This is a genomic window from Enterococcus sp. DIV1328a, from assembly GCF_050536905.1.
GTDB classification, from domain to species: Bacteria; Bacillota; Bacilli; order Lactobacillales; family Enterococcaceae; genus Enterococcus; species Enterococcus faecalis.
In genome coordinates this window covers 2397738-2419186 of the sequence record NZ_CP172912.1, presented here as the reverse complement: position 1 = coordinate 2419186, position 21449 = coordinate 2397738, and the positions used below count along the sequence as shown (strand labels likewise).

At 32.0% G+C, this 21449-nt stretch carries 24 protein-coding genes; 22 read left to right on the top strand and 2 right to left on the bottom strand.

Annotation, left to right across the window (positions count from 1 at the left end; genetic code table 11):
- Nucleotides 1-6: 6 nt before the first annotated feature.
- Nucleotides 7-402, top strand: coding sequence for a D-ribose pyranase (rbsD, locus tag IGL93_RS11670; RefSeq protein WP_002355102.1), 396 nt, complete (start codon nt 7-9; stop codon nt 400-402).
- Between the two features lie 20 nt (nt 403-422).
- A complete protein-coding gene (rbsU, locus tag IGL93_RS11665) occupies nt 423-1310 on the top strand; it encodes a ribose/proton symporter RbsU (RefSeq protein ID WP_002414144.1) in 888 nt (295 codons plus the stop codon).
- Between the two features lie 19 nt (nt 1311-1329).
- On the opposite strand, the gene IGL93_RS11660 is transcribed toward rbsU, so the two are convergent.
- Complete coding sequence (locus IGL93_RS11660; protein ID WP_010776129.1) at nt 1330-2214, bottom strand: LysR family transcriptional regulator; 885 nt, start codon at nt 2212-2214, stop codon at nt 1330-1332.
- A gap of 107 nt (nt 2215-2321) precedes the next feature.
- On the opposite strand from IGL93_RS11660, the gene IGL93_RS11655 reads away from it, so the two are divergent.
- From IGL93_RS11655 to IGL93_RS11610, 10 genes are all read left to right on the top strand, one after another.
- Nucleotides 2322-2903 (top strand): DapH/DapD/GlmU-related protein, encoded by a 582-nt coding sequence (locus tag IGL93_RS11655; RefSeq protein WP_002375707.1) that lies wholly within the window; start codon nt 2322-2324, stop codon nt 2901-2903.
- Nucleotides 2903-3640, top strand: a complete 738-nt coding sequence (locus IGL93_RS11650) for an SDR family oxidoreductase (RefSeq protein ID WP_002359155.1) — start codon at nt 2903-2905, stop codon at nt 3638-3640. Before IGL93_RS11655 ends, IGL93_RS11650 begins: the two co-directional genes overlap by 1 nt.
- 180 nt (nt 3641-3820) lie before the next feature.
- Nucleotides 3821-5134, top strand: a complete 1314-nt coding sequence (locus IGL93_RS11645; RefSeq protein ID WP_002355107.1) for an NCS2 family permease — start codon at nt 3821-3823, stop codon at nt 5132-5134.
- 693 nt (nt 5135-5827) lie between these two features.
- The gene (locus IGL93_RS11640; protein WP_284954708.1) at nt 5828-6031 is read left to right on the top strand and encodes a hypothetical protein; all 204 of its coding nucleotides are present in this window, start codon (nt 5828-5830) and stop codon (nt 6029-6031) included.
- Between the two features lie 64 nt (nt 6032-6095).
- Nucleotides 6096-6926, top strand: a complete 831-nt coding sequence (locus IGL93_RS11635; RefSeq protein ID WP_002365265.1) for an McbB family protein — start codon at nt 6096-6098, stop codon at nt 6924-6926.
- Complete coding sequence (locus tag IGL93_RS11630) at nt 6919-7575, top strand: hypothetical protein (protein ID WP_002401933.1); 657 nt, start codon at nt 6919-6921, stop codon at nt 7573-7575. The genes IGL93_RS11635 and IGL93_RS11630 overlap by 8 nt, the downstream gene beginning before the upstream one ends.
- Nucleotides 7559-8536: a hypothetical protein gene (locus tag IGL93_RS11625; RefSeq protein WP_002399541.1), complete on the top strand. Its 978-nt coding sequence runs from the start codon at nt 7559-7561 to the stop codon at nt 8534-8536. The genes IGL93_RS11630 and IGL93_RS11625 overlap by 17 nt, the downstream gene beginning before the upstream one ends.
- Before the next feature lie 17 nt (nt 8537-8553).
- Complete coding sequence (locus tag IGL93_RS11620; protein WP_010711509.1) at nt 8554-9597, top strand: YcaO-like family protein; 1044 nt, start codon at nt 8554-8556, stop codon at nt 9595-9597.
- 12 nt (nt 9598-9609) lie between these two features.
- Nucleotides 9610-10290 (top strand): hypothetical protein, encoded by a 681-nt coding sequence (locus IGL93_RS11615; RefSeq protein WP_002365261.1) that lies wholly within the window; start codon nt 9610-9612, stop codon nt 10288-10290.
- Nucleotides 10277-10867, top strand: coding sequence for an ATP-binding cassette domain-containing protein (locus tag IGL93_RS11610; RefSeq protein WP_002394296.1), 591 nt, complete (start codon nt 10277-10279; stop codon nt 10865-10867). The genes IGL93_RS11615 and IGL93_RS11610 overlap by 14 nt, the downstream gene beginning before the upstream one ends.
- Before the next feature lie 356 nt (nt 10868-11223).
- On the opposite strand, the gene IGL93_RS11605 is transcribed toward IGL93_RS11610, so the two are convergent.
- Nucleotides 11224-11664 (bottom strand): MerR family transcriptional regulator, encoded by a 441-nt coding sequence (locus IGL93_RS11605; protein WP_002394295.1) that lies wholly within the window; start codon nt 11662-11664, stop codon nt 11224-11226.
- An 82-nt stretch (nt 11665-11746) separates the two neighbouring features.
- Here IGL93_RS11605 and IGL93_RS11600 point away from each other — a divergent pair, with 82 nt between their 5' ends.
- The 10 genes from IGL93_RS11600 (at nt 11747) to IGL93_RS11555 (ending at nt 21426) form a co-directional block, all read left to right on the top strand.
- The gene (locus IGL93_RS11600) at nt 11747-12751 is read left to right on the top strand and encodes an alpha/beta hydrolase (protein ID WP_425150788.1); all 1005 of its coding nucleotides are present in this window, start codon (nt 11747-11749) and stop codon (nt 12749-12751) included.
- Between the two features lie 13 nt (nt 12752-12764).
- Nucleotides 12765-13514: a carboxymuconolactone decarboxylase family protein gene (locus IGL93_RS11595; protein ID WP_284954710.1), complete on the top strand. Its 750-nt coding sequence runs from the start codon at nt 12765-12767 to the stop codon at nt 13512-13514.
- Nucleotides 13515-13516: 2 nt separating this feature from the next.
- Nucleotides 13517-14101 carry an acyltransferase gene (locus tag IGL93_RS11590; RefSeq protein ID WP_002365246.1) on the top strand — a complete coding sequence of 195 codons (585 nt, stop codon included), beginning with the start codon at nt 13517-13519 and terminating at the stop codon, nt 14099-14101.
- Complete coding sequence (locus tag IGL93_RS11585) at nt 14098-14760, top strand: histidine phosphatase family protein (RefSeq protein ID WP_284954711.1); 663 nt, start codon at nt 14098-14100, stop codon at nt 14758-14760. Before IGL93_RS11590 ends, IGL93_RS11585 begins: the two co-directional genes overlap by 4 nt.
- Before the next feature lie 200 nt (nt 14761-14960).
- Complete coding sequence (locus IGL93_RS11580) at nt 14961-15992, top strand: M23 family metallopeptidase (protein ID WP_002410050.1); 1032 nt, start codon at nt 14961-14963, stop codon at nt 15990-15992.
- Nucleotides 15993-16043: 51 nt separating this feature from the next.
- A complete protein-coding gene (locus IGL93_RS11575; protein WP_002410051.1) occupies nt 16044-16694 on the top strand; it encodes a C39 family peptidase in 651 nt (216 codons plus the stop codon).
- A gap of 591 nt (nt 16695-17285) precedes the next feature.
- Nucleotides 17286-18149 carry a glyoxalase III HchA gene (gene hchA / locus IGL93_RS11570; RefSeq protein WP_002365242.1) on the top strand — a complete coding sequence of 288 codons (864 nt, stop codon included), beginning with the start codon at nt 17286-17288 and terminating at the stop codon, nt 18147-18149.
- Nucleotides 18150-18851: 702 nt separating this feature from the next.
- A complete protein-coding gene (locus IGL93_RS11565) occupies nt 18852-19604 on the top strand; it encodes a CPBP family intramembrane glutamic endopeptidase (protein ID WP_002394284.1) in 753 nt (250 codons plus the stop codon).
- Between the two features lie 248 nt (nt 19605-19852).
- The gene (locus IGL93_RS11560; RefSeq protein WP_002394283.1) at nt 19853-20092 is read left to right on the top strand and encodes a hypothetical protein; all 240 of its coding nucleotides are present in this window, start codon (nt 19853-19855) and stop codon (nt 20090-20092) included.
- Nucleotides 20093-20376: 284 nt separating this feature from the next.
- On the top strand, nt 20377-21426 hold the full coding sequence (locus IGL93_RS11555; protein ID WP_002394282.1) for a hypothetical protein: 1050 nt from the start codon (nt 20377-20379) through the stop codon (nt 21424-21426).
- Nucleotides 21427-21449 lie beyond the last annotated feature (23 nt).

Below are 21449 nucleotides of genomic sequence, written 5' to 3'. Positions count from 1 at the left end.
AGCGACATGAAAAAAACAAAAGTTATTAATTCAGATATTTCCCGCGTTATCGCACAAATGGGTCATTTTGATAAATTAAGTATTGGTGATGCGGGCATGCCAGTGCCTCGAACTACAGAAAAAATTGATTTAGCAGTTACCAATGGTGTCCCTAGTTTTATGGAAGTTTTAAACAATGTTCTTGAGGAATTGGCAGTTCAACGAATTTATTTAGCAGAAGAAATTAAAACAGAAAATCCTGATATGTTGACAGCAATTAAAACTCGTTTACCAGAAACTCCCATCAGTTTTATTCCTCATACAGAAATGAAACAAGAATTAAACAACTGCCATGCATTTATTCGGACAGGGGAAATGACCCCTTACGCAAATATTTTATTAGAAAGTAACGTTGTCTTTTAAACGAGAGAGGGGAAATAGAGATGAATGCGACTGCATTATTAATCGGTTTAGGACCGCTTCTAGGTTGGGGGCTTTTCCCAACAATCGCTTCCAAAATTGGTGGTCGTCCAGTGAATCAAATTCTCGGGACCAGTTTAGGAACATTAATTTTTGCCGCTATTTTTTCAATGATTAATGGTTTAGCTTTTCCAACGGGCATGGATTTATTCTTTTCAATTTTATCTGGTGTCGGTTGGGCCTGTGCGCAAATCATTACGTTTAAATGCTTCACGATGATTGGGTCATCACGTGCTATGCCAGTAACGACCGCGTTCCAACTTTTAGGTGCTTCTCTCTGGGGTGTCTTTTTCTTAGGAAACTGGCCAGGTGCGACAGCCAAATTGTTAGGCGCATTTGCCTTAGTGTTAATCATGATTGGTGCCAAAATGACGGTCTGGTCGGAAACGGAGTCCGCTGAGAGTGCTGGGATTATGAAAAAAGCAGTTCTTCTATTAGCCGTTGGTGAAATCGGCTATTGGGCGTACTCTGCAGCACCCCAAGCGACGGCAATTGATGGCATGCATGCCTTTTTACCACAAGCAATAGGCATGGTAATTGTCGCAGTTATTTACTCAGCAGTTGTCACTATTAAGGGTGGGGAAATATCGCCATTTATAGAAGCTGTTTCTTACAAACAAATTTTTTCAGGCTTTTTCTTCGCCTTTGCAGCGTTAACTTATTTAATTTCAGCGCAGCCAGATATGAACGGCTTGGCAACGGGCTTTATTCTATCCCAAACATCAGTTGTGCTTGCAACGTTGACAGGTATTTGGTTCTTAGGTCAAAAGAAAACAGCCAAGGAAATGACCGTAACGATTATCGGCTTAGTTTTGATTTTGGCAGCAGCTACGATCACAGTGATGATTTAAAAAAGTATTCAACGACCTATTATTCAGGGCGTTGAATACTTTTTTTTATTTGTTCTAAAAATAATGCAGCAGCTGTGGAAAGAACCGTATTTTTGCGCCAAATTAAACTAATTTTGGCTGTTAAAGCAGGATATAGCGGGATAAAACGTAAATTTGTTTGCTTTGTTTCTAGAATACCATCAATGCTTAGGGCGCTACCTAGCCCAGCTTCTACCATCAGTGAAGCGTTGTAAAGTAAGTTGTAGGTCCCAACGATTCGGAACTGATCTAGACTTGCTTCGAGCCAATCAGAGAGTTGGCTCGGAACTTGTGCTTGTCGAGAAATAAATAAAGGTTCTTCTTTTAAATCGGCTGCAGTAATAACATTTTTAGTGGCTAAGGGATGGTCCTTTACAGTAATTAAGCCCCATGTATCTACAATTGGTAATGTTAAATAGCTATATTTTTGTTTAGGTGCAGGCTCAATAATTAAACCAAAATCTAATAATCCTTTGTCTAGCCGTTCTATTACATCATCTGCATTCCCACTGTATAAATGAAGGTGAATATCAGCTGAGTGATGGCTTGTTATTTGTTGTAGTGCATTCGCTAAAAAAGACATAGCTTTTGTTTCGCCGCCACCAATCGTGATTTCGCCATTAATGAATTCATTTTGCGACAAGTTGGTGACTGTTTTATTCGCTAAGCTTAAAATATCTTGCCCTTGTTTAGCTAAATATTCTCCTTCAGGTGTTAATTGTATTTGTCGATTTCCTCGTATAAATAATGTCACGCCTAATTCTTCCTCTAATTCTTTTAATTGCTTAGATAATGTTGGTTGTGATACATGCAATTGTTTGGCTGCGCCACTAATCGTTTTTTCTTGGACCACTGCTAAGAAATAGTGAATCACTCGTAATTCCATTACTTTCCCTCCTATAACTAAAACGCATACTTATCTATTTATTATAAGTATTAGACAGAGGAGTTGTCACGTATTACGATAAATTTAGCAAAAGGAGGCGATTAGGAATGCTTACAAAAAATCTCCAAGAACTAATTGCAACAGGTAGCATTGATAAAGATGAACCACTATTTCAACTTATTCATCAGATTCAAGAGGAAAATAGTCGCTATTTAATAGAATTAAATCAACAAGCCTATACACATAATGAAGTAAGGAATCTTCTTGCCACGATTATCCAAGACAAAATTGACGAAACCGTTACGATTTTATTGCCTTTTTATACAGATTTTGGACGCAATATACATTTTGGTAAAAATATTTTTATTAATCGGGCAGCTATGTTTGTTGATTTAGGGGGCATTATAATTGAAGACAATGTTTTAATTGGTCCGCGCGTTAATCTCTTAAGTGTCAATCATCCGGAAATGCCAATGAAACGGCGAGGCGTATTGCTAGCACCAATTACCATTAAAAAATTTGCGTGGTTAGGCGCGGGTGTCACTGTTTTACCAGGTATTACGATTGGTGAAAATGCTATCGTAGCAGCTAATGCGACTGTAACTAAAGATGTGCCAGCTAACGCTATTGTTGCAGGAACACCAGCTAAAATTATTCGTTGGATTCAGGAAGATAAGGAGGAAATATAATGAAATCATTATCAGAAAAAGTTATTGTTATCATGGGCGCTTCCAGTGGCATCGGTGAGGCAACAGCCCGTTTACTTGCCAGAAAAGGAGCGAAGTTAGTCATTGCAGCACGTCGACAAGAACGTTTAATTGCTATAAAAAAAGAACTTCCTGAAGCAACGATTCTCGTGCAACAAGCAGATGTAACGAAAGAAGAGGAAGTTCAGCGTGTAATCAAGCTTACAATGGAAAAATATGGACGAATTGATGTTCTTTTTAACAATGCAGGAGTTATGCCAACGGCGCCTCTTATTGAAGCACCAAAAGGAGAATGGCGTCAAATGCTAGATATTAATATTATGGGTGTTTTAAATGGCATTGCGGCAGTTCTTCCAATTATGGTTGAACAAAAATCAGGGCAGATTATTGCTACTGATTCTGTGGCAGGACATGTCGTTTATCCAGATTCGGCTGTCTACTGTGGAACAAAGTTTGCTGTTCGAGCAATTATGGAAGGATTGCGACAAGAACAAAGAGAGAATAACATTAAATCAACGATTATTTCACCAGGTGCTGTACAAACAGAACTTTATCAAACAATTTCTAATCGAGTAGTAGCTGAAACGTTACATCTAGAACAGTTAAGTTGGGGCTTAAAGGCGGAAGACATTGCGCAAGCAGTGGTCTTTGCCATAGACACGCCAGATCGTATGTCAATCAGTGAAATGGTTGTTCGCCCGACCACACAAACGATTTAATTTAAAAAGTATTCCTAGAAAGGAATACTTTTTTTAATCGTGATTGTTCGTTTTTTACAGAATTTAGAATTTGATATTTACTTATTTGTTGGTTTATTATATGATTAAACACGTTGTTTCATTAATAAATTGAATATTTTACGAACATTGTAAAATATTTAGATTTTAGGAGGACGGAACATGAAAGAAAAAATAAGTTCATATTTTGAACTTGAACAATTGAATACGAATATGAAACGAGAAATGTTAGCTGGTTTCACCACATTTATCTCAATGGCGTATATTTTGTTCGTTAATCCAACCGTACTTGGTGCTTCTGGCATGGACGAAGGCGCTGTTTTTACTGCCACCGCTTTAGCGAGTGCCTTAGGTTGTATTTTAATGGGTGTGTTGGCGAAATATCCGATTGCGACAGCACCAGCTTTAGGAATTAATGCATTCTTTGCTTATTCAGTCTCTGTTGGTATGGGGATTCCTTGGCAAACGACATTAGCAGGCGTTTTTGTGGCTTCATTGATATTTATTTTAATTACAATTTTTAAATTACGCGAGCTAATTATTGATGCAATTCCTGCAGACTTGAAATTTGCTATTTCAGGTGGAATCGGGTTGTTTATTGCTTTTCTTGGTTTAAGCCAAGGTGGCTTAATTGTGGCTAATGATGCGACACTTGTTGGCTTAGGACCTTTGAATGTTGGTTCAACGTGGGTCACCATTGTCGGCTTAGTCGTAACTGCAATTTTGTTAGTTCGTCGAGTACCAGGTGGTATTTTTATTGGAATGGCGATTTCAACGATTGTTGGTTTAGCGACAGGGGTTATTCCAATGCCTGATAAGATTATTTCAAGCGCGCCAAGTTTAGAACCAACATTTTTAGTGGCATTAGGACATGTGAAAGATATCAATACGATTCAAATGTGGGTCGTGGTTTTAACGTTCCTATTAGTAACATTCTTTGATACGGCTGGTACGTTGGTGGGCTTAGCCAATCAAGCAGGTTTTATGAAGGACAATAAAATGCCGCGTGTGGGGAAAGCTTTAGCCGCTGATTCAACAGCGATGTTAGCTGGTTCTCTACTAGGGACATCGCCAGTTGGTGCATATGTTGAATCATCTGCGGGGATTGCTGTGGGTGGTCGTTCAGGAATCACAGCTATTACAACCGGGATTTTATTTATTTTCAGCTTGCTATTTTCTCCTTTGTTAGCAGTTGTCACTTCGCAAGTTACAGCACCAGCGTTGATTATTGTTGGTGTTTTGATGGCACAATCCTTAAGCAAAATTAAATGGAACGAGATGGAAATTGCGATTCCTTCCTTCTTAATCTTGTTAGGAATGCCATTGACATACAGCATTTCAGATGGGATTGCCTTAGGCTTTATCTTCTATCCAATTACAATGATTGCGGCAAAACGCGGGAAAGAAGTTTCGCCAATTATGTATGGCTTGTTCTTTGTTTTTGTCGGATTCATGTGGATCCTGAATGCGCAATAAGCAAGAGAGAAAGTTATCAAATAGTTGATTCATAAGACAATGAACTTATGAATCAACTATTTTTTTCGACTAAGCACTAGAAAAACGCCCCTTATTTGATGTATAATTTGCAAAGACATTGACCTGTGAAGATACAGGAACAGAGAGGAATTAATTGAGTGAAATATACAGAAATTATGATTTCAGGTAGTAGTTTCTGCTGAAATGTATTGAGAATACTGGTTTTTAATGTCTTTTTTCGTACAGTAAATAAGTTCAAAAAGCAATGATTGTTAGCTCTTGTGTTAGCGGTTGTTGCTTTTTAAATACTTAAATATGTTTTGTTATTAAACAATATGCTTTCCTTATAGTAAGTATCAATTCATAAAACTAGGTATTCACAATTGTTATTAAAGAGGTAAAATCCGAAAATATGCGAATATGCATTGTATATTATAATTTTAATGTGATAAAATAAATATTTTAAAAATTATTTTTGTTAGAATTTTCATTGATATAAAAATAGAAAAATTAATGATAGTTGTTTTGTTATTAATTTTTTTGTTTTTGTTGTCTAATCAAAGATTTTTAGATTTTTCAGTATAAAAATACGTTTTTTAATTAGAATAAGATGAGTTTTTGCTTGAAAATTGATTGGATAGTGGTAAAATAATTTCATCAATATTGATAAAATTATAACGGAGGTGTATTAAAATGAATATTGAAGAAGTTTTAGTGTCGCAAAAAACCCCAAATGCAATTAATGAAGAGACTGAATTATATGGGTTTGGGTATGGTTCTGTCGTTGAGAACATTACTGTCTCTAAAGGTGGAGGCGGTGGTGGAGGCGGCGGTGGCGGTGGCTGTTGTTGTTGTTGCTGCTGTTGTTGTGGGGGTGCCACAGGATTAGAAGAATAGAAACTTCATAAGGTAAGTGGACGCACTTACCTCTTTACATACTCAAGTAAAAAGGAGTGAAAAAATGTATAAAGTAAACCCTTTTATATGGCATGATCTTAGTGAAAAAGAAACATTCTTTCAAACAAAACTATCTTCGATAATTATTACTAATAAAAATTTAGTTAGAATGTTAAAAGATTTAGAAAAAAATGAAGTAATAAATTTTGAGGAATCTCTATTATCCAATTATTTTAGGAGCAACATGATTAATAATGTACTGGTCTTTTTAGAAGAAAATAAATTAATTAAAAAGCTAGATATAGAAAATAATAAGGTTAATGAGGTTTTGGTATATACCGATGATTCTGAATTTTCTGAATTATTCGATTACGTGTTTTCCGAAAAATTTACAATTAGTCATCAGAGCAGTATTTCCCACTTAGAATCTAAAAATATGGATGGTAAATTGCTTATAGTATTTTTAAAGGCTTTCAATTTTAAAGAATATGAAAATATTGTAAATATAGCCAAGGAAAAGAATGTAGTCATTAAAATAATTTTTAGCTATAATCATCATATTTATTTTTCGAATTTCTATAAAAGGGAATGGTACAATCCATGTCCAATATGTTTTTTTTCTGAACTAGAAAGCCAATTAAGAGGAGAAATAACTTCTGATACAGCTAATTTTCAGACAATTATAGATTTACTTTATACAAAATCACAAAATTTTGCTATAGAATACCCGTTGCAAAAGGATGATTATTTTACGATAGTTTATACCATAATGAGGAATTTGGATAGCGATTTAATGAAATGTGACTTAGATGAAGTTTTATCTATTGATTTAAATAATCATTTAGTTACAAAAGATATTGCTTATCATTGGGGGTATTGTGATTGCTATGAGTGATTATTATTGGAATGAATATAAGAATGTACTATTAGATGAAGCATATTTAATTGATACGTTAAAATATCAACAAAGGGTAGTGAATAAACAAGTAGAAGAGAATAATTTAGATGAATTGAGCGATGTTTTAGGTCTTTATAATGTGAAATACTCGGATATTAGGTTAGCGGTATATCCTTTTGATGAGTTACCTGTCTTTATAAAAACGTTAGTTAGTGATTTACAAAAAAATTATGCTTCCTTTATATATAAAGTTAGTATGCCAATACTAGCCATAACAAAAAAAATAGGGAATGTAAATACTGGTTGTTATTCTTTTGATTTTAAAAATAATTTTTTGATTCTATATGAAACTGATGTAACTAAGATTAGAGAAATAGTAAATGATAAACTGGTATTAGCTTTTTTTTTAAACATAGAGGATGCAATTTGTTTATATAAAAAAAAGGCGTACACAAATGGTATAAAAGAAATTGGTTATGTTTCTAAAAGCAGTCAATTAGCGATTAGTAAAGAAAAAAACATAATAATAAACGAAATGCTAGTACCAGAGCAACAACTGACAAATGGATTAGGTATAAACTTGAGAAAATGTTTGTTAATGGAAGCTTTAATTTTAGAGGTGTTAACTAATGATATTCACGAATAAAAGTTCCTACGGTGTGAAAAGTGATATGTTTTTATCAAATATAAATATTGGATATGTGAATTTTTCACGTGTCAAGATTAAGCAAGGAACGACAGCAGGTAGTGCTTTCTCAGTTGACGAAAATAAACAGTTATCACTTATTAAAAGTTATAATGAATATTTAGAAAGACTTTTCTTAGGGATACCATTAAGTACAAATAAAACTATTTCTTCTGTAAATTTAGAAAAAAATATTGTAAGTAGCAGAAAATATTCAGAATTTGGATATGGAAATCATGAGTTTGGATTTAATGATACGACAGGAACTTCATCTGGAAAACTTTCAGAAGTAATAATCCAAAAGGCACTAACAGAATTGATTGAGAAAAATGAAGTATTTTGTTTTTGGTATGGTTTGAAAGGGGAAAAGTTAAAACAAGATAAAGAAATTCATGACTTAATTAATGATTATAATTTTATTTCAAATATGTTTAAAATTTATGTAGTTCGTGAACTTAGTAATTATTCAACAGTGATCGTGATGGGGTTTTTAGAAGGGAAATTACTAACCTCAGGTGTATGTTGTAGTATTACTATGGAACAATCTCTAATTTTGGCCTTGAAAGAAGCTAAGGGAATAGAGTGGCAAACTTTTAATAATCCCTTAGCAAAAGCAAATAAATTTTCTGATAAATTGCATAAACAAATTTTAAAAAAAGTAAAGTTTATGGATGAAACATACAAAGTTATTACAAAAGATTCTATACAAGCTACGAAATACATTGAAACTGCTGATTGGATTAACCATGTTGAGATATCCGTAATTGGAGATGACATAAATAGAGGAGTTAAAACAATAAAATGTATATCCAAACAGTTACTAAATTCTGTACCAATTAAGATAAACATTGAAAGACAAAAAGATAAAGAGATTATTAAGAGATATTTAATTGATTATTCTATTGATTGTCCTATCCAATGATAGAAAGGAGAATACTTTTGAAAGGTTTTTTAAGAAATAAGGTGAATTTTGTTTTAAATGAGGATTTATTTATGTCACATCACTATAACGTATATATAGAAAAATATTCTAAAAGACCTATCAAAGCCTATGAGGTTGATTTAAAGAATAAAAGGCAGCATATTCTTTCAACTTTAGGAGAGTATTTGGAGCGAGAAACACTCATCAACGAAAATTCACCAAAAGAGCATACGGTTATTGCTACGAATTTAATTGATGGAAGCATTAAACAAGTTAATCTTGATATGATTTTGTTTAAGAATAGTTTTGTTGATTCTTCTGGTATGGCCTCGCATAAAAAATCAAAGCCATTAATATGGACAGCGTATAAAGAATTCTTTGAAAGACAGAGCTATATTACTAACTTCTTGTTTCATACTAAGGCTCAGCAATTAAATATAGATAAGATAGAAGAAATAAAAAAAATAGACAGATATTTGACTAATTATTTAGACAATGTCAAATATTATAATATATCTTTAAGTAAGAACCTTTACGTGGTACTTGCCGTTGGGTATGGTGAAAAATACAAAGCAGTGGGTTTGGGAACTAGTCAATCAGCAAGAAAAGCAGTAATAAAATCACAAAAAGAAATATTACAATATTTTGCTACATCGCATTCAAAATATAAAGAAGGAAAAGTTAGTCAAGGCTCTGGATTAGTAATTGACAATAAGGACATTTATCATGACTATTTTGATAGATTGAGCTCGAAAGAAGTTAAAGATTTATATGCATATCTTGAAGGTAGTGAATTTATTATTCTGAATAATGAAGAGAAAATAGAAAAAGTTAGTCATACATTTACTATCAAAAATATAAGTAATTCTCTTAATATGTATCCGTATATTACAATGTTTGAAAATAATCATGCTAAGAATGTGAAAGTAGTGAAGGTATTTGACCCAAAGTGGTTCCCCAACATGGCACCAAGAAATTTTTCGAAAGAAATAATATTAAATGTAGAGAATATATTAAAATTAAAAAGAAAAAATTTTTCAGAACTGTTACCATTTCCGTAAGGAGGAGTGAAAATGTTTATCTCAGTTAAATCATATGCATTGTTTAATATTAAAATGTTACTGAAAGATAAAATTCCTTTATTGTGGTCAATAGCCTTACCTGTAATTACTTTTTTTATGAATTATAGAAGTGTAACAAATGAATGGGAATTGGCATATTGGTGGGTATATATTGTTGTTTGTTCCTATGTTTATGGAGTAGGAGTTTACGCATTACAATTAAAGGAATATGGAAGCTTAAAAACAATTTTTTCAATAAATAATTCACCTTGGGCATTTTTTTTAGGCAATCTATTGACGCAAATTATGTTTAGCTTTATCAGTGTAAACTTACTTAATTTAATTGTGGTTATTTTACTACCATTATCGTTTCTCCGTCTTTTTTTATATAGCTTTATTACTATTATAGCGTGTTTACCAGTTGCATTTTTTAGTTACAATTTAACTCTAATAAAAAAAGTGCATGCTAATACTATAAATTCAATATTTACAATGCTAATTTTTGGTTTATTTATATTGTTAAATACGAATATAGAGTTAAATAAATATAACCCTCTGTCAATTTTATCTAATGTTTTAATTGAACATAAAAATATGGATGTCTTCAAATATGTTACTTTTTCAATATTTTTAGTTTTTATTAGTATGTATTCTATAGTTAAATTTGAACCGATTTCAAATGAAAGAAGGTAAAGCTATGATCGAAATAAAGGATTTAAATATTCCTTATGTAGATAAAAAAATAAGTATGAATATTTTAAAAGAGTATAATTTATTTACTGGTGATAATGGTAACGGAAAAACCTTACTATTAGATTACATTTCAGGAGTAAAAAAGGCAAAAAGAACTGTAATTAAAGGAAATGAAAGTATCATATATATTAATCAAAACATATATTTTTCTGATCGTTTATCAGGAATGGACTTTCTGAAATTTAGTTATGGTTTGGACGGAAAAAAAAGTATTCAATCTTTTTATCAATTAAGCGATAAAATTCTTAAGCGTGAAGATATTGATAAGTTGCTTAAAAAACAATGGGGAATGCTTTCAGGAGGGGAAAAAAAGTTCCTTTATGCTCTTATTTTGATGTCTTTAGAAAGAGAATGGTATATTTTAGATGAACCGTTTGCTTTTGTAGATAAGAAAAGAAAAAAAATGTTATATAAGATTATAGATATTAAGATATCAGAAGATAAGGGTATTATTTTAACTACTCATGAAGAAGATGAAGTAGTATTAAAATCAGTTAGCAAGGTTTTTGAAATATAACTGTAAGAAGTAGTGTCATCATTTTAGAATATTTAATGTTGTACGATAAAAGAATGAATTATAATAAGCTACAGACTGTAGTTTAAATTATAGTAAATATAAAATAATTATGTTTTTGTATAGTAGTTTTTTTGGAAAGTATAGATAATACTGGTTTTTAATGTTTTTGTTTGTATAGTAAATAAGTTCAAAAAGCAACGATTGTTAGCTCTGCTGCTAGCAGTTGTTGCTTTTTGAACTTAGTTAAATAGTGTAGTCTATGAAAATTAAAGTGCTGGTGACAAATCTACTCTACTAATTTAAATAACGTTTGTTTTTTGTTTAGATTAACTCATTAAATGTACAATCGTTTCAAATTAATGAGAGTTTTCGTAATAAAGTTTTATTTCTTTTGGTAAGTTATTTGGAATTTTTGATTTAACAGCCACCTCGTTCCCTTGCTTAAGGACTTCATCGTAGTACCAGCATTTAAATTTAATCATATCAAGAACTTTTTCCATTTGTCGCAATTCTTTTTCTACGCTTACTTTTTGTCGTTCAAATAGTTCTTTTCGAATTTTGAAAGTTTCTGACCCTAATTTTGTCCATTTCATAAATTGTTTAATATCTTTAATTTCTAATCCAGATTTCTTCAAACACTCAATCACTCTTAAAGCTTCAATTTCGTTATTAGAAAATTTTCGAATACCGGAAACACGCGTTATTTCAGGAAATAATCCTTCTTTATCATAATAGCGGAGAGTTGAAACTGGAATGTTAAACATTTTTGATATTTCGCCGATTGAATATGCTGTCATAGCTCCTCCTGAAAAATTTTTATAATCAGACTTGACCTAAAGTTAAGTTTAGGTAGTAAGATTGTATTATTAAAAAAATTAAATGTCAACTATAGGAGGGAAAGCAAGGATGCTAGAAGATACTACAATGATTCAAAAATGGGATAAGGTATTCCAAAAAAGCGATAAGGTTAATCATCGTAATGTGACTTTTACTAATCGATTTGGAATAGCTCTAGTTGCTGATTTATATGAACCAAAAAGACAAGCGGAAGAGTTTTCTGCAATTGCTGTGTGCGGTCCGTTCGGGGCAGTTAAAGAACAATCATCAGGACTTTATGCTCAAACAATGGCAGAACGGGGCTTTTTGACGATAGCTTTTGATCCGTCATTTACTGGAGAAAGTGGAGGGATCCCACGTAATGTTGCTTCTGGCGATATTAACACTGAGGATTTCCAAGCGGCTGTTGATTTCTTGTCGGTCCAAAAAAATGTTGCTCAGGATAAAATTGGAATTATTGGTATTTGCGGTTGGGGCGGCATGGCACTAAATGCAGCTGCAATTGATACAAGAGTAAAAGCAACCGTTGTTTCGACTATGTATGATATGTCTCGTGTAACAGCTAATGGTTATTTTGATTCTATTGATGTGGATGGTCGATATGAAATGCGTCAACAACTCAATGCACAACGTATTGAAGATTTCAAAAATGGGGATTATGCTCGTTCGGGTGGTGTTCTAGATAGTTTGTCAGAAAGTGCGCCTTATTATATTAAAGATTATTTCGATTATTACAAAACAGACCGCGGCTATCATAAGCGATCGTTGAACTCAAATGAAGGTTGGAATATGACGTCTGCTCTTTCATTGTTAAATACTAAATTTCTGTCTTATAGTGATGAGATTTTTAGTGCGGTGTTAATTATTCATGGTGAAAAAGCTCATTCTCGATATTTCGCAGAAGACGCTTTTAAGAAGTTGCAAGGAGATAACAAGGAGTTGCTAATTATTCCTAAAGCAACACACACTGATCTCTACGACAAAATAGACATCATTCCATTTGATAAAATGACCGAATTTTTTTATCAAAATTTGGAAGTAAGATAGGAGGAATTTGTAAATGATTGAGAAACAAACTGCTGGAAGAGATTTTTTAGGTGAATTTGCACCCAAATTTGCTGAGCTGAATGATGATGTGTTGTTTGGTCAAGTATGGGCAAGAGAAGATAAACTTTCTTTGAAAATGCGTTCTATTGTGACAATAACGGCGCTCATTTCAAAGGGAGTTATCGATTCATCTTTGAACTATCATCTGGAAACTGCTCGGAAAAATGGTGTAACTAAGACAGAAATGGCTGAATTATTAACACATCTTTCATTTTATGCAGGATGGCCGAATGCTTGGGCAGCGTTTCGATTGGCGAAAGAAGTGTATGTGGAGGACCATAACAAAGAAGAATATGGGGGATTGTTTGGTCAAGGGGAATTAAACACAGCTTATTCAGAATACTTTATTGGTCAAAGTTATTTGAAACCATTGACTGATCCAAAAGAAACAGTGTTTATTGCCAATGTCACGTTTGAACCAGCTTGCCGTAATAATTGGCATATTCATCATGCGAAATCAGGAGGAGGCCAAATCTTGATATGCGTAGATGGTGAAGGTTGGTATCAAGAAGAAGGAAAAGAAGCACAAAGCCTGAAGCCAGGGGATACCATTACAATACCTGCCAATGTAAAGCATTGGCACGGTGCAAAGAAAGATCGGTGGTTTAGCCACTTAGCGATTGAAGTGCCTGGGGTAGAAACATCAAACGAATGGCTAGAGCCTGTTAAAAATGAATTTTATGATAGTCTAAAGGAGTGTTAATAATGAAAGTAAGTATTGAAGATGTTATTAATGGGTACAGAAGTGATGCTCCTGTTGATTTAGAGCGAGATGCGTATGCTGAGGAGCTTTATCAAGAAGCGATAAAAATTGGAATAGAAATGAATACCAAGTATCATTCAGAAGAGGAATTACGAGAAATTATGAGTTACTTGATTGGAAAAAAAGTAGATGAAACTTTTCGTATATTTCCACCTTTTTATACGGACTTTGGTAAAAACATTACACTTGGCAAAAATGTCTTTATAAACTCAGGGACACATTTCCAAGACCAAGGTGGGATTGTGATTGGTGATGGTGTATTTATAGGACATAATGTAGTACTTGCTACAATTAATCACGACCTATTTCCAAAGAATAAACGTAAAAATCATTATGCGCCAATTGTGTTAAAAAATAACGTATGGATTGGTTCAAATGCTACGATTACTTCAGGTGTAACGATTGGTGAGTGGTCAGTAGTTGCAGCAGGTGCGGTCGTCACAAAAGATGTTCCACCCTACACTGTAGTAGGTGGCGTTCCCGCTCGTGTGCTAAAATCAATAGATAAGGAAGAGAATGGTAGATGATTGATAAATCAACAAATTCAAAAGCAGATGAGACTGATAATATGAAGAAACTTTATCTTATGCGACATGGTGAAACGCTATTTAATAAATTAGGGAAAATTCAAGGAGCAAGTGACTCACCTTTGACTGAAGTAGGAATAAAACAAGCAAGAATTGCAAAAGAGTACTTCCAAAATCATAATATTAAATTAGATGCTTATTATTCCTCTACACAAGAGCGTGCATCAGATACACTAGAAATAATTATAGGAAATAAAAAATATAAGCGTATAAGGGAACTAAAAGAATGGAATTTTGGTATATTTGAAGGAGAAAGAGAATATTTAAACCCTAAAAGACCTATTGGGGAAACTTCATATGGTGATTCTTTTGTGCCTTATGGCGGGGAGTCTTCAAAAGTGGTGCAGGAAAGAATAAACAAAGGACTTACTAAAATTATGGAACAAGAAAATAACCAGAACGTTTTGGCAGTTAGTCATGGGGGGGCTATGTATCTATTTATACAAAAATGGCTAGCGTATGAAAAAGTTTCAAAGATAAACTTTTCAAATTGTTGTATTTTAGAGTTTGGGTATAAAAATAATAGTTTTGTATTTCTACAAGCGATAAATCATGATTTTTCTAATTTAGTTAAAAAAAGTAAACAGATCGGAAGTTAAAAAAACTTTTGACCTGTTTACTTTTTATGTATGCTTTTTGAATTTTAAATATTTTTCTTTTTTTATAAATAACAGCATATTGGTTTTGATATATCTTCTAGAGCTCTGTAAAATGTTATCGTGTTAGTATAATTATTTGAAATATATCGTACCTAGCAGTACATTAGTTTTGTAACTAATATTAATTAGGAGGGTTTTCTGTGAAAAAAACTTTAATTTCTGTTCTAGGGGTTTTATCTATCGTTGTTTCTATGGCATTTTCTTCTTATTCTGTCAATGCAGCTTCTAATGATTGGTCTTGGCCACTAGGCAAACCATATGCGGGAAGATATGAAGAAGGACAACAATTTGGGAATACCGCATTTGATCGAGGAGGCACTTATTTCCATGATGGGTTTGACTTCGGCTCTGCTATCTATGGAAATGGTAGTGTGTATGCTGTGCATGATGGTAAAATTTTATATGCTGGTTGGGATCCTGTAGGTGGAGGTTCATTAGGCGCATTTATTGTATTACAAGCAGGAGATACAAATGTGATCTATCAAGAATTTAGCCGAAATGTTGGGGACATTAAAGTTAGCACGGGACAAACTGTTAAAAAAGGACAGCTTATAGGGAACTTTACTTCTAGTCATTTACATTTAGGAATGACAAAGAAAGAATGGCGCGCTGCTCATTCTTCTTGGAATAAAGATGATGGCACTTGGTTTAACCCAATTCCTATACTTCAAGGAGGGTCTACGCCTACACCTCCAAATCCAGGACCAACAAATTTCACAACAAATGTACATTATGGTTTACACGTCCTTGGGGGATCTTGGTTGGGGGAAGTAACAAACTTTAACAATACTAATGATGGTTTTGCAGGTTATCCTAATCGGCAACATGATATGCTTTATATTAAGGTAGATAAAGGGGAATTGAAGTATCGTGTTCATACAGCTCAAAGTGGCTGGTTAGCTTGGGTAAATAAAGGAAATAAAAATGATACAGTGAATGGTGTAGCAGGTATTCAAGGACAAGCAATTGATGGTGTTCAGTTAAACTATATAACTTCTAAGGGAGAAAAATTATCACAAGCATACTATCGCTCACAAACTACGAAACGATCAGGATGGTTAAAAGTAAGTGCAGATAATGGTTCTATTCCGGGATTAGATAGTTATGCAGGAATTTTTGGAGAACCGTTAGATCGCTTGCAAATTGGTATTTCACAGTCTAATCCATTTTAAATTTAAAAAATAACAGCACGATTACGCATTTAATAAATTTTAAAGAGGTGAATGAGTATAAATAAAGATATAGTCAATATACTGAAAAAAACATTTATTTTGCCTGTTGTTGGAGTATTCTTTATGCTGAGTACCAATGCTTTTGCTTCTGAAGATTATAATTTACTTGGAGTAAAAAATTATGATCAGTATGCATTAGGAGCACCTAGTGGGTGTGAGGGAGCTTCACTATTACAAGGATTACAGTATAAAGGGAAAATTCCAGATTGGGACTTAATCAAGTTTTTGAAGACAATCCCTATCTCTTCTAGTGGAAATCCTTATGATGGATTTGTAGGTAGTCCTTTTGTTGAAAACTCATGGACTTATTCCGCTATCTATCCTATTCCTTTAGTAAAATGGGGGCAAGCATATGGTGATGTAAAAGATATGTCAGGTCATTCTTTAGATGAATTACTAAATGAAGTGAAAAATAATAATCCAATTGTTGCTTGGGTAACGATAAAATTTCAACCGGCACGATGGGGAATATGGAATTTTGGTAGAGCAGTAAATAATAATCATGCAGTAACTTTAGATGGTTATGATTCAAAAAAAGAAAAACTTCACGTATCGGATCCGATTTCTGGTAAATATTGGATCGATAAGAATACATTTGAAAGTGTATATAATGAAAGAAACTTTGCGGTTGCGATTTATTAAGATCTATTACTTATCAAATTATAGAAATAAAAGAAATTTTTTTATCGAATGTATTTGAAAGTGTACAGAAGAACTGTTTTTTGTACACTTTTTTTAGTTTATTTTAAGGAATAATAAATATATTCTATTTATTATCAACAACCCAGTAAATAAATAACCATAAATCAAGTAAAAAAATCATAACTTCAATATCTGTTTCTCCTGATGGTTAAAATAGTTAAAGATTTTAACGCCATGAATTCGTTAAATATGAGTGTGCTAATAGTTTATATTTATAAAAAATAAACTATGGAATTTTATAAAATTTTTAAAATAGTGAATTGAACAATAAAAATAGTTTTAAATATTACAATAATTTTAAGCTGATTTCTAGATTTTCTATTTTAAAACCATATTGAGCATTATGGTTGTCATAGATAAAAAATAGATGGTAAAATATTTCCACCTAAAATCGAATAAGAGATTTTGGGAATATAGTATATGGTGAAAGTCGTTTTTGTAAGATGCTGAGTATATTAAAAATTTATAGAAATTTTTAAGTTAACAAAAATAAAACTTTCGCTAGATTATTTATAGGAAAGAGGAAAAGTAATGACAGAATTAAGTAAAAAGCCCGTACGTGATTATGCAGAACATAATGCTTATTTCCCATCAGAGTACTCATTGAGTGTTTATACAAGTCCAGTTACACCTTTTGATGGCTATAAGTTTAATAAGGCTTATTCTGGAGGAGAATTAAAGATTTTAATGATTGGATCAGATGAGCGCTATGTCCAAGTGCAAAACGGGAAATTGTTTTCTACAGGTAATCATCCTGTAGAGACTTTGCTACCTATGATGCACATGGCTGCAGCGGGGTTCGACATTGATGTTGCTACTCTTTCTGGTAACTCCATCAAGTTAGAAATGTGGGCTATGCCAGAAGAAGACGAGGCTGTGATGGACTTTTACCATGATTACCTTCCTAAGTTTGAGAACCCTTTGAAGCTAAGTGAAATTTTACCTCAAGTAATGGCCGATAATTCTCCTTATGTGGCAGTTTTCTTCCCTGGTGGTCATGGAGCGTTGCTAAATCTTCCTGAAAGTGAAGAAGTCAAAGACATTCTCAATTGGGCTATGACCAATGATAAGAAAGTAGTGACTCTTTGTCATGGACCTGCTGCATTGCTAGCTGCAACTCTTAATGACGGAGATTTTCTTTTTGATGGTTACGAAATGACTGTCTTTCCAGATAGTTTGGATGAAGGTGCTAATCAAGAAATTGGATATATGCCAGGACTATTGAAATGGCGTTTACAAGAAACACTGGAAGAAAATGGAGTAAAAGTTCTCAATGAAGATATTACAGGACAAGTTCATAAAGATCGTAATCTATTAACAGGAGATAGTCCACTTGCTGCTAATAATTTGGGGATTCTTGCTGCTAATGAGTTGTTAGAAATGGTGGATCAATAAAAAAAATTTCATTACTGATAAAAAAATATTAGTGTTGTACAAAAACATGAAATTAATAGGATTTTTAATGGGTTTAACAGTTTGTTTTTAGAAGTGAATAGTTAGAATAGATAAATATTAATTTATATTCAAAGTTAATCAAACCTTTCTTGAAATAGGGAGGTTTGATTAATTTAAAATATGAATAAATTCATATAGACGTAGATACGCATTAGCTAAAAAAATCAATAATTTTTATTTTATAAATATTAGGGAGAAATTTTTATATAAAAGATATGGTAAATAAATGGGGCTCTCAGAACAATAATGCTGGAAAAATAACATTTACACAAAAAGAATAACATTTTTATAATTCTTAAATTAAAGAAGTTCCTAATTATTATATATTAGGCATCGATATAAAATTATAAGTTAAAAATAGTGTTTGACAAATAGCTAATTTCTAGACAGAAGTATATTGAAAGATGTATGTGTTAAATTAGCATAGTTTTACATTTCTCTATTTAGTGATTGAATTTTAGAAGATTTGTGAGATTTAATACAATATAAATTACCCTCCCTTATATTAAAATCTGAAGGTAAAAGTAAATAGTTGGGATTCTTAATTAGCGATATCAATTATATATATCTTAAAGTTCGATAAAGAAATTTACGTATAAGTGTAGATGGAGAAAATTAAACTTTAATAAGAAGGTGTATTATGTGTATAAATATAAAAAAATTAAATTAAATATAGAGTTATTGACTGTTATAGTTATCAATTTATTAAGTTTGCAATTAAGTGCTTTTTTATTTGGAAAAAATAATGAACTAACAATTAAAGGTGCACTAACTTATACGTTACCATTAATTATTATTTTTTTTAGTATTCGTATTTTGAGTGTAAAAATTGGTTATAAAAATTTAAAAAATACTCTAAAATCTTTTTTTAGGGATGGACGCTACTTAATTTTGATAATGGTAATTTTTTTTCTAATAAATTTAGGTTCTATTTCTAGTGATAAATTAGATGGTTTTCAAATTAGAAATGTTTTCTTTTTTCTTTTAACATGCTTTTTTACAGGTGTTTTTGAAGAATTACTATTTAGAGGAATTGTTTTAACACGTCTATCTAGTATTTATTCTCCTAGAGTAAGTGTAACAATATCGTCTATTTTTTTTGGTATAGTACATCTATTAAATTTGATAGATCAACCATGGTTAATTAAAGGAACGCTAACTCAAGTTTTTTATACGTTTTGTTTAGGTATGATTTTAGGAACAATTTATTCTAAGAGAAACAATATTTTTACAATTATATTATTACACGCTAGCTTCAATTTTTTTGGCTCATTTTCTCAAGTTTTTACATGCAATATTTCTTTGGTCAAACAAGATAGTTCTATGATTGAAATCCTTATACCTATAATATTGATAGTACCTTCTACAATACTTTCATTAAAGAAGATGCATTAACATAGTATTTGAGTACCTATTCTAATTTTACAAAAAATGATTTAATAAAATGATTTTTATATAAATAAATTTATCTGAGAATTACATCTATCTATATAATTAATAAAGCGAGTTCACAATTGTATGTTTAGTGAAGGAGATAAGCTTGAGATTATTCTAGGCATAATTTATATACACAATAAATAGGAATAAAAGTTCATACTTTTTTTTGTACTAATTATTATGGAATTAAAATTGGAGATGATGATATGTTTAAACTATATCTTAACTATTGGAAAAGAATTTTTGATTATAAAGGAACATCAGATGTGATTGAAATTTTTATTGCGTTAGCAGGTGATTTTTTAGTAATCATTTTTTTGAATATTCTAGGTATTGTCATTCCAATTAGCTGGGAAAATAGTTTAGTGAATTTTTTATATATTGTTAAATTAGCAATGATAGTTCCAGCAATATCATTGTTAGTACGAGTTCTAAATAAATATTAAATTAAGGATAAAAAATATACAAAATATTATTATACAGTGTTCAAATTCATTATACGTTTAACATTTTTAAGTAAAATTAAAAAGTTGCTATAGAAAAATTTTTATAGAATATTAATAGAGACACATCTTTTAATTTATTGATCTCTTTTGCTGAATAATTGTAAAGATTTCTTTATAGATTGTTTTTAATAACTCTTTATAATTATAGAAAATCAAAATATTTGTATAAATAAATAACATCCTATAAAATTTTATTGTAAATAAAAATTAGGAGGATATATAAAATGAAAAAAAGCAATACAAGATTCAGAACTTATTTTACAGACGATGAAGCGGGGACAAACATTTCTTGGGGATCAGTTTTTGCTGGAGTAATTACATTTCTATCTATTTTTATGACTCTTGGACTTATTGGATCAGCGATTGGGTTCGGTACTTTAAAACCGACATCAAGTAACCCTTTAGATGGAGTTGGGACTGGACTCATTATTTGGTCGATTATTACTATTGTGTTATCTCTGATGGCTGCAGGATTTGTATCTGGTGTAGCGGCTAAAAGAATTGGTTTATTGCACGGTTTCTTAACATGGGCAACAAGTATGATTGTAGTAATGCTTTTAGTGAGTTATACAGCTGTTAGTACATTTTCAGCAATCGGTTCCCTTTTAGGAAATGTTGCTTCTGGTGTAGGGGATAGTGTTGGGGCAGTTGCTTCTACTACTGGCGATGCGATCTCAAAAGGTTTTGATAAAGTAACTGATGAAATTGGCACGGTCAATACACAAGAACTACAAAATAATGTAAATAAATATTTAAAAGATACGGATGTTCCAGAACTTCAACCAGATTATTTAAAAGATCAAATGAGTGAAGCGACTGATAAAATCAAAGATGCTGGTAAAGAAATTATAAAAAATCCTGAAAATGCAGATAAGGTTTTTGATTCTACAGCGGATTCTTTACAAGACCAAGCGAAAAAAATTGGCGATTCCGTAGATAAAAACGCGATTGCGAATGCTGTAGCGAAAAATAGCGACTTATCTCAAGAAGAAGCTCAACAAGCAACAGATAATATTTACAATGAATTAAAAACAGCTAGTGATGAAGCGCAAAAACAAATTGACACTGCACGTACTAATTTAGATAAAGCTAAAGATGATTTGAAAGAATCAATCGATGAAGCAAGACAAGCGGCAGAGGATGCATCAAACACGACAGCTAAAGCATCTATTTGGGGATTTGTTGCAATGGTCGTTGGCTTAATTATTACTTCCCTATTTGGATTATTAGGAGCTAACTTAGTAAAAAATCCTGAAAGAGAGCATAAAATGTAAGAACATTAAAGTAATTTAAATGT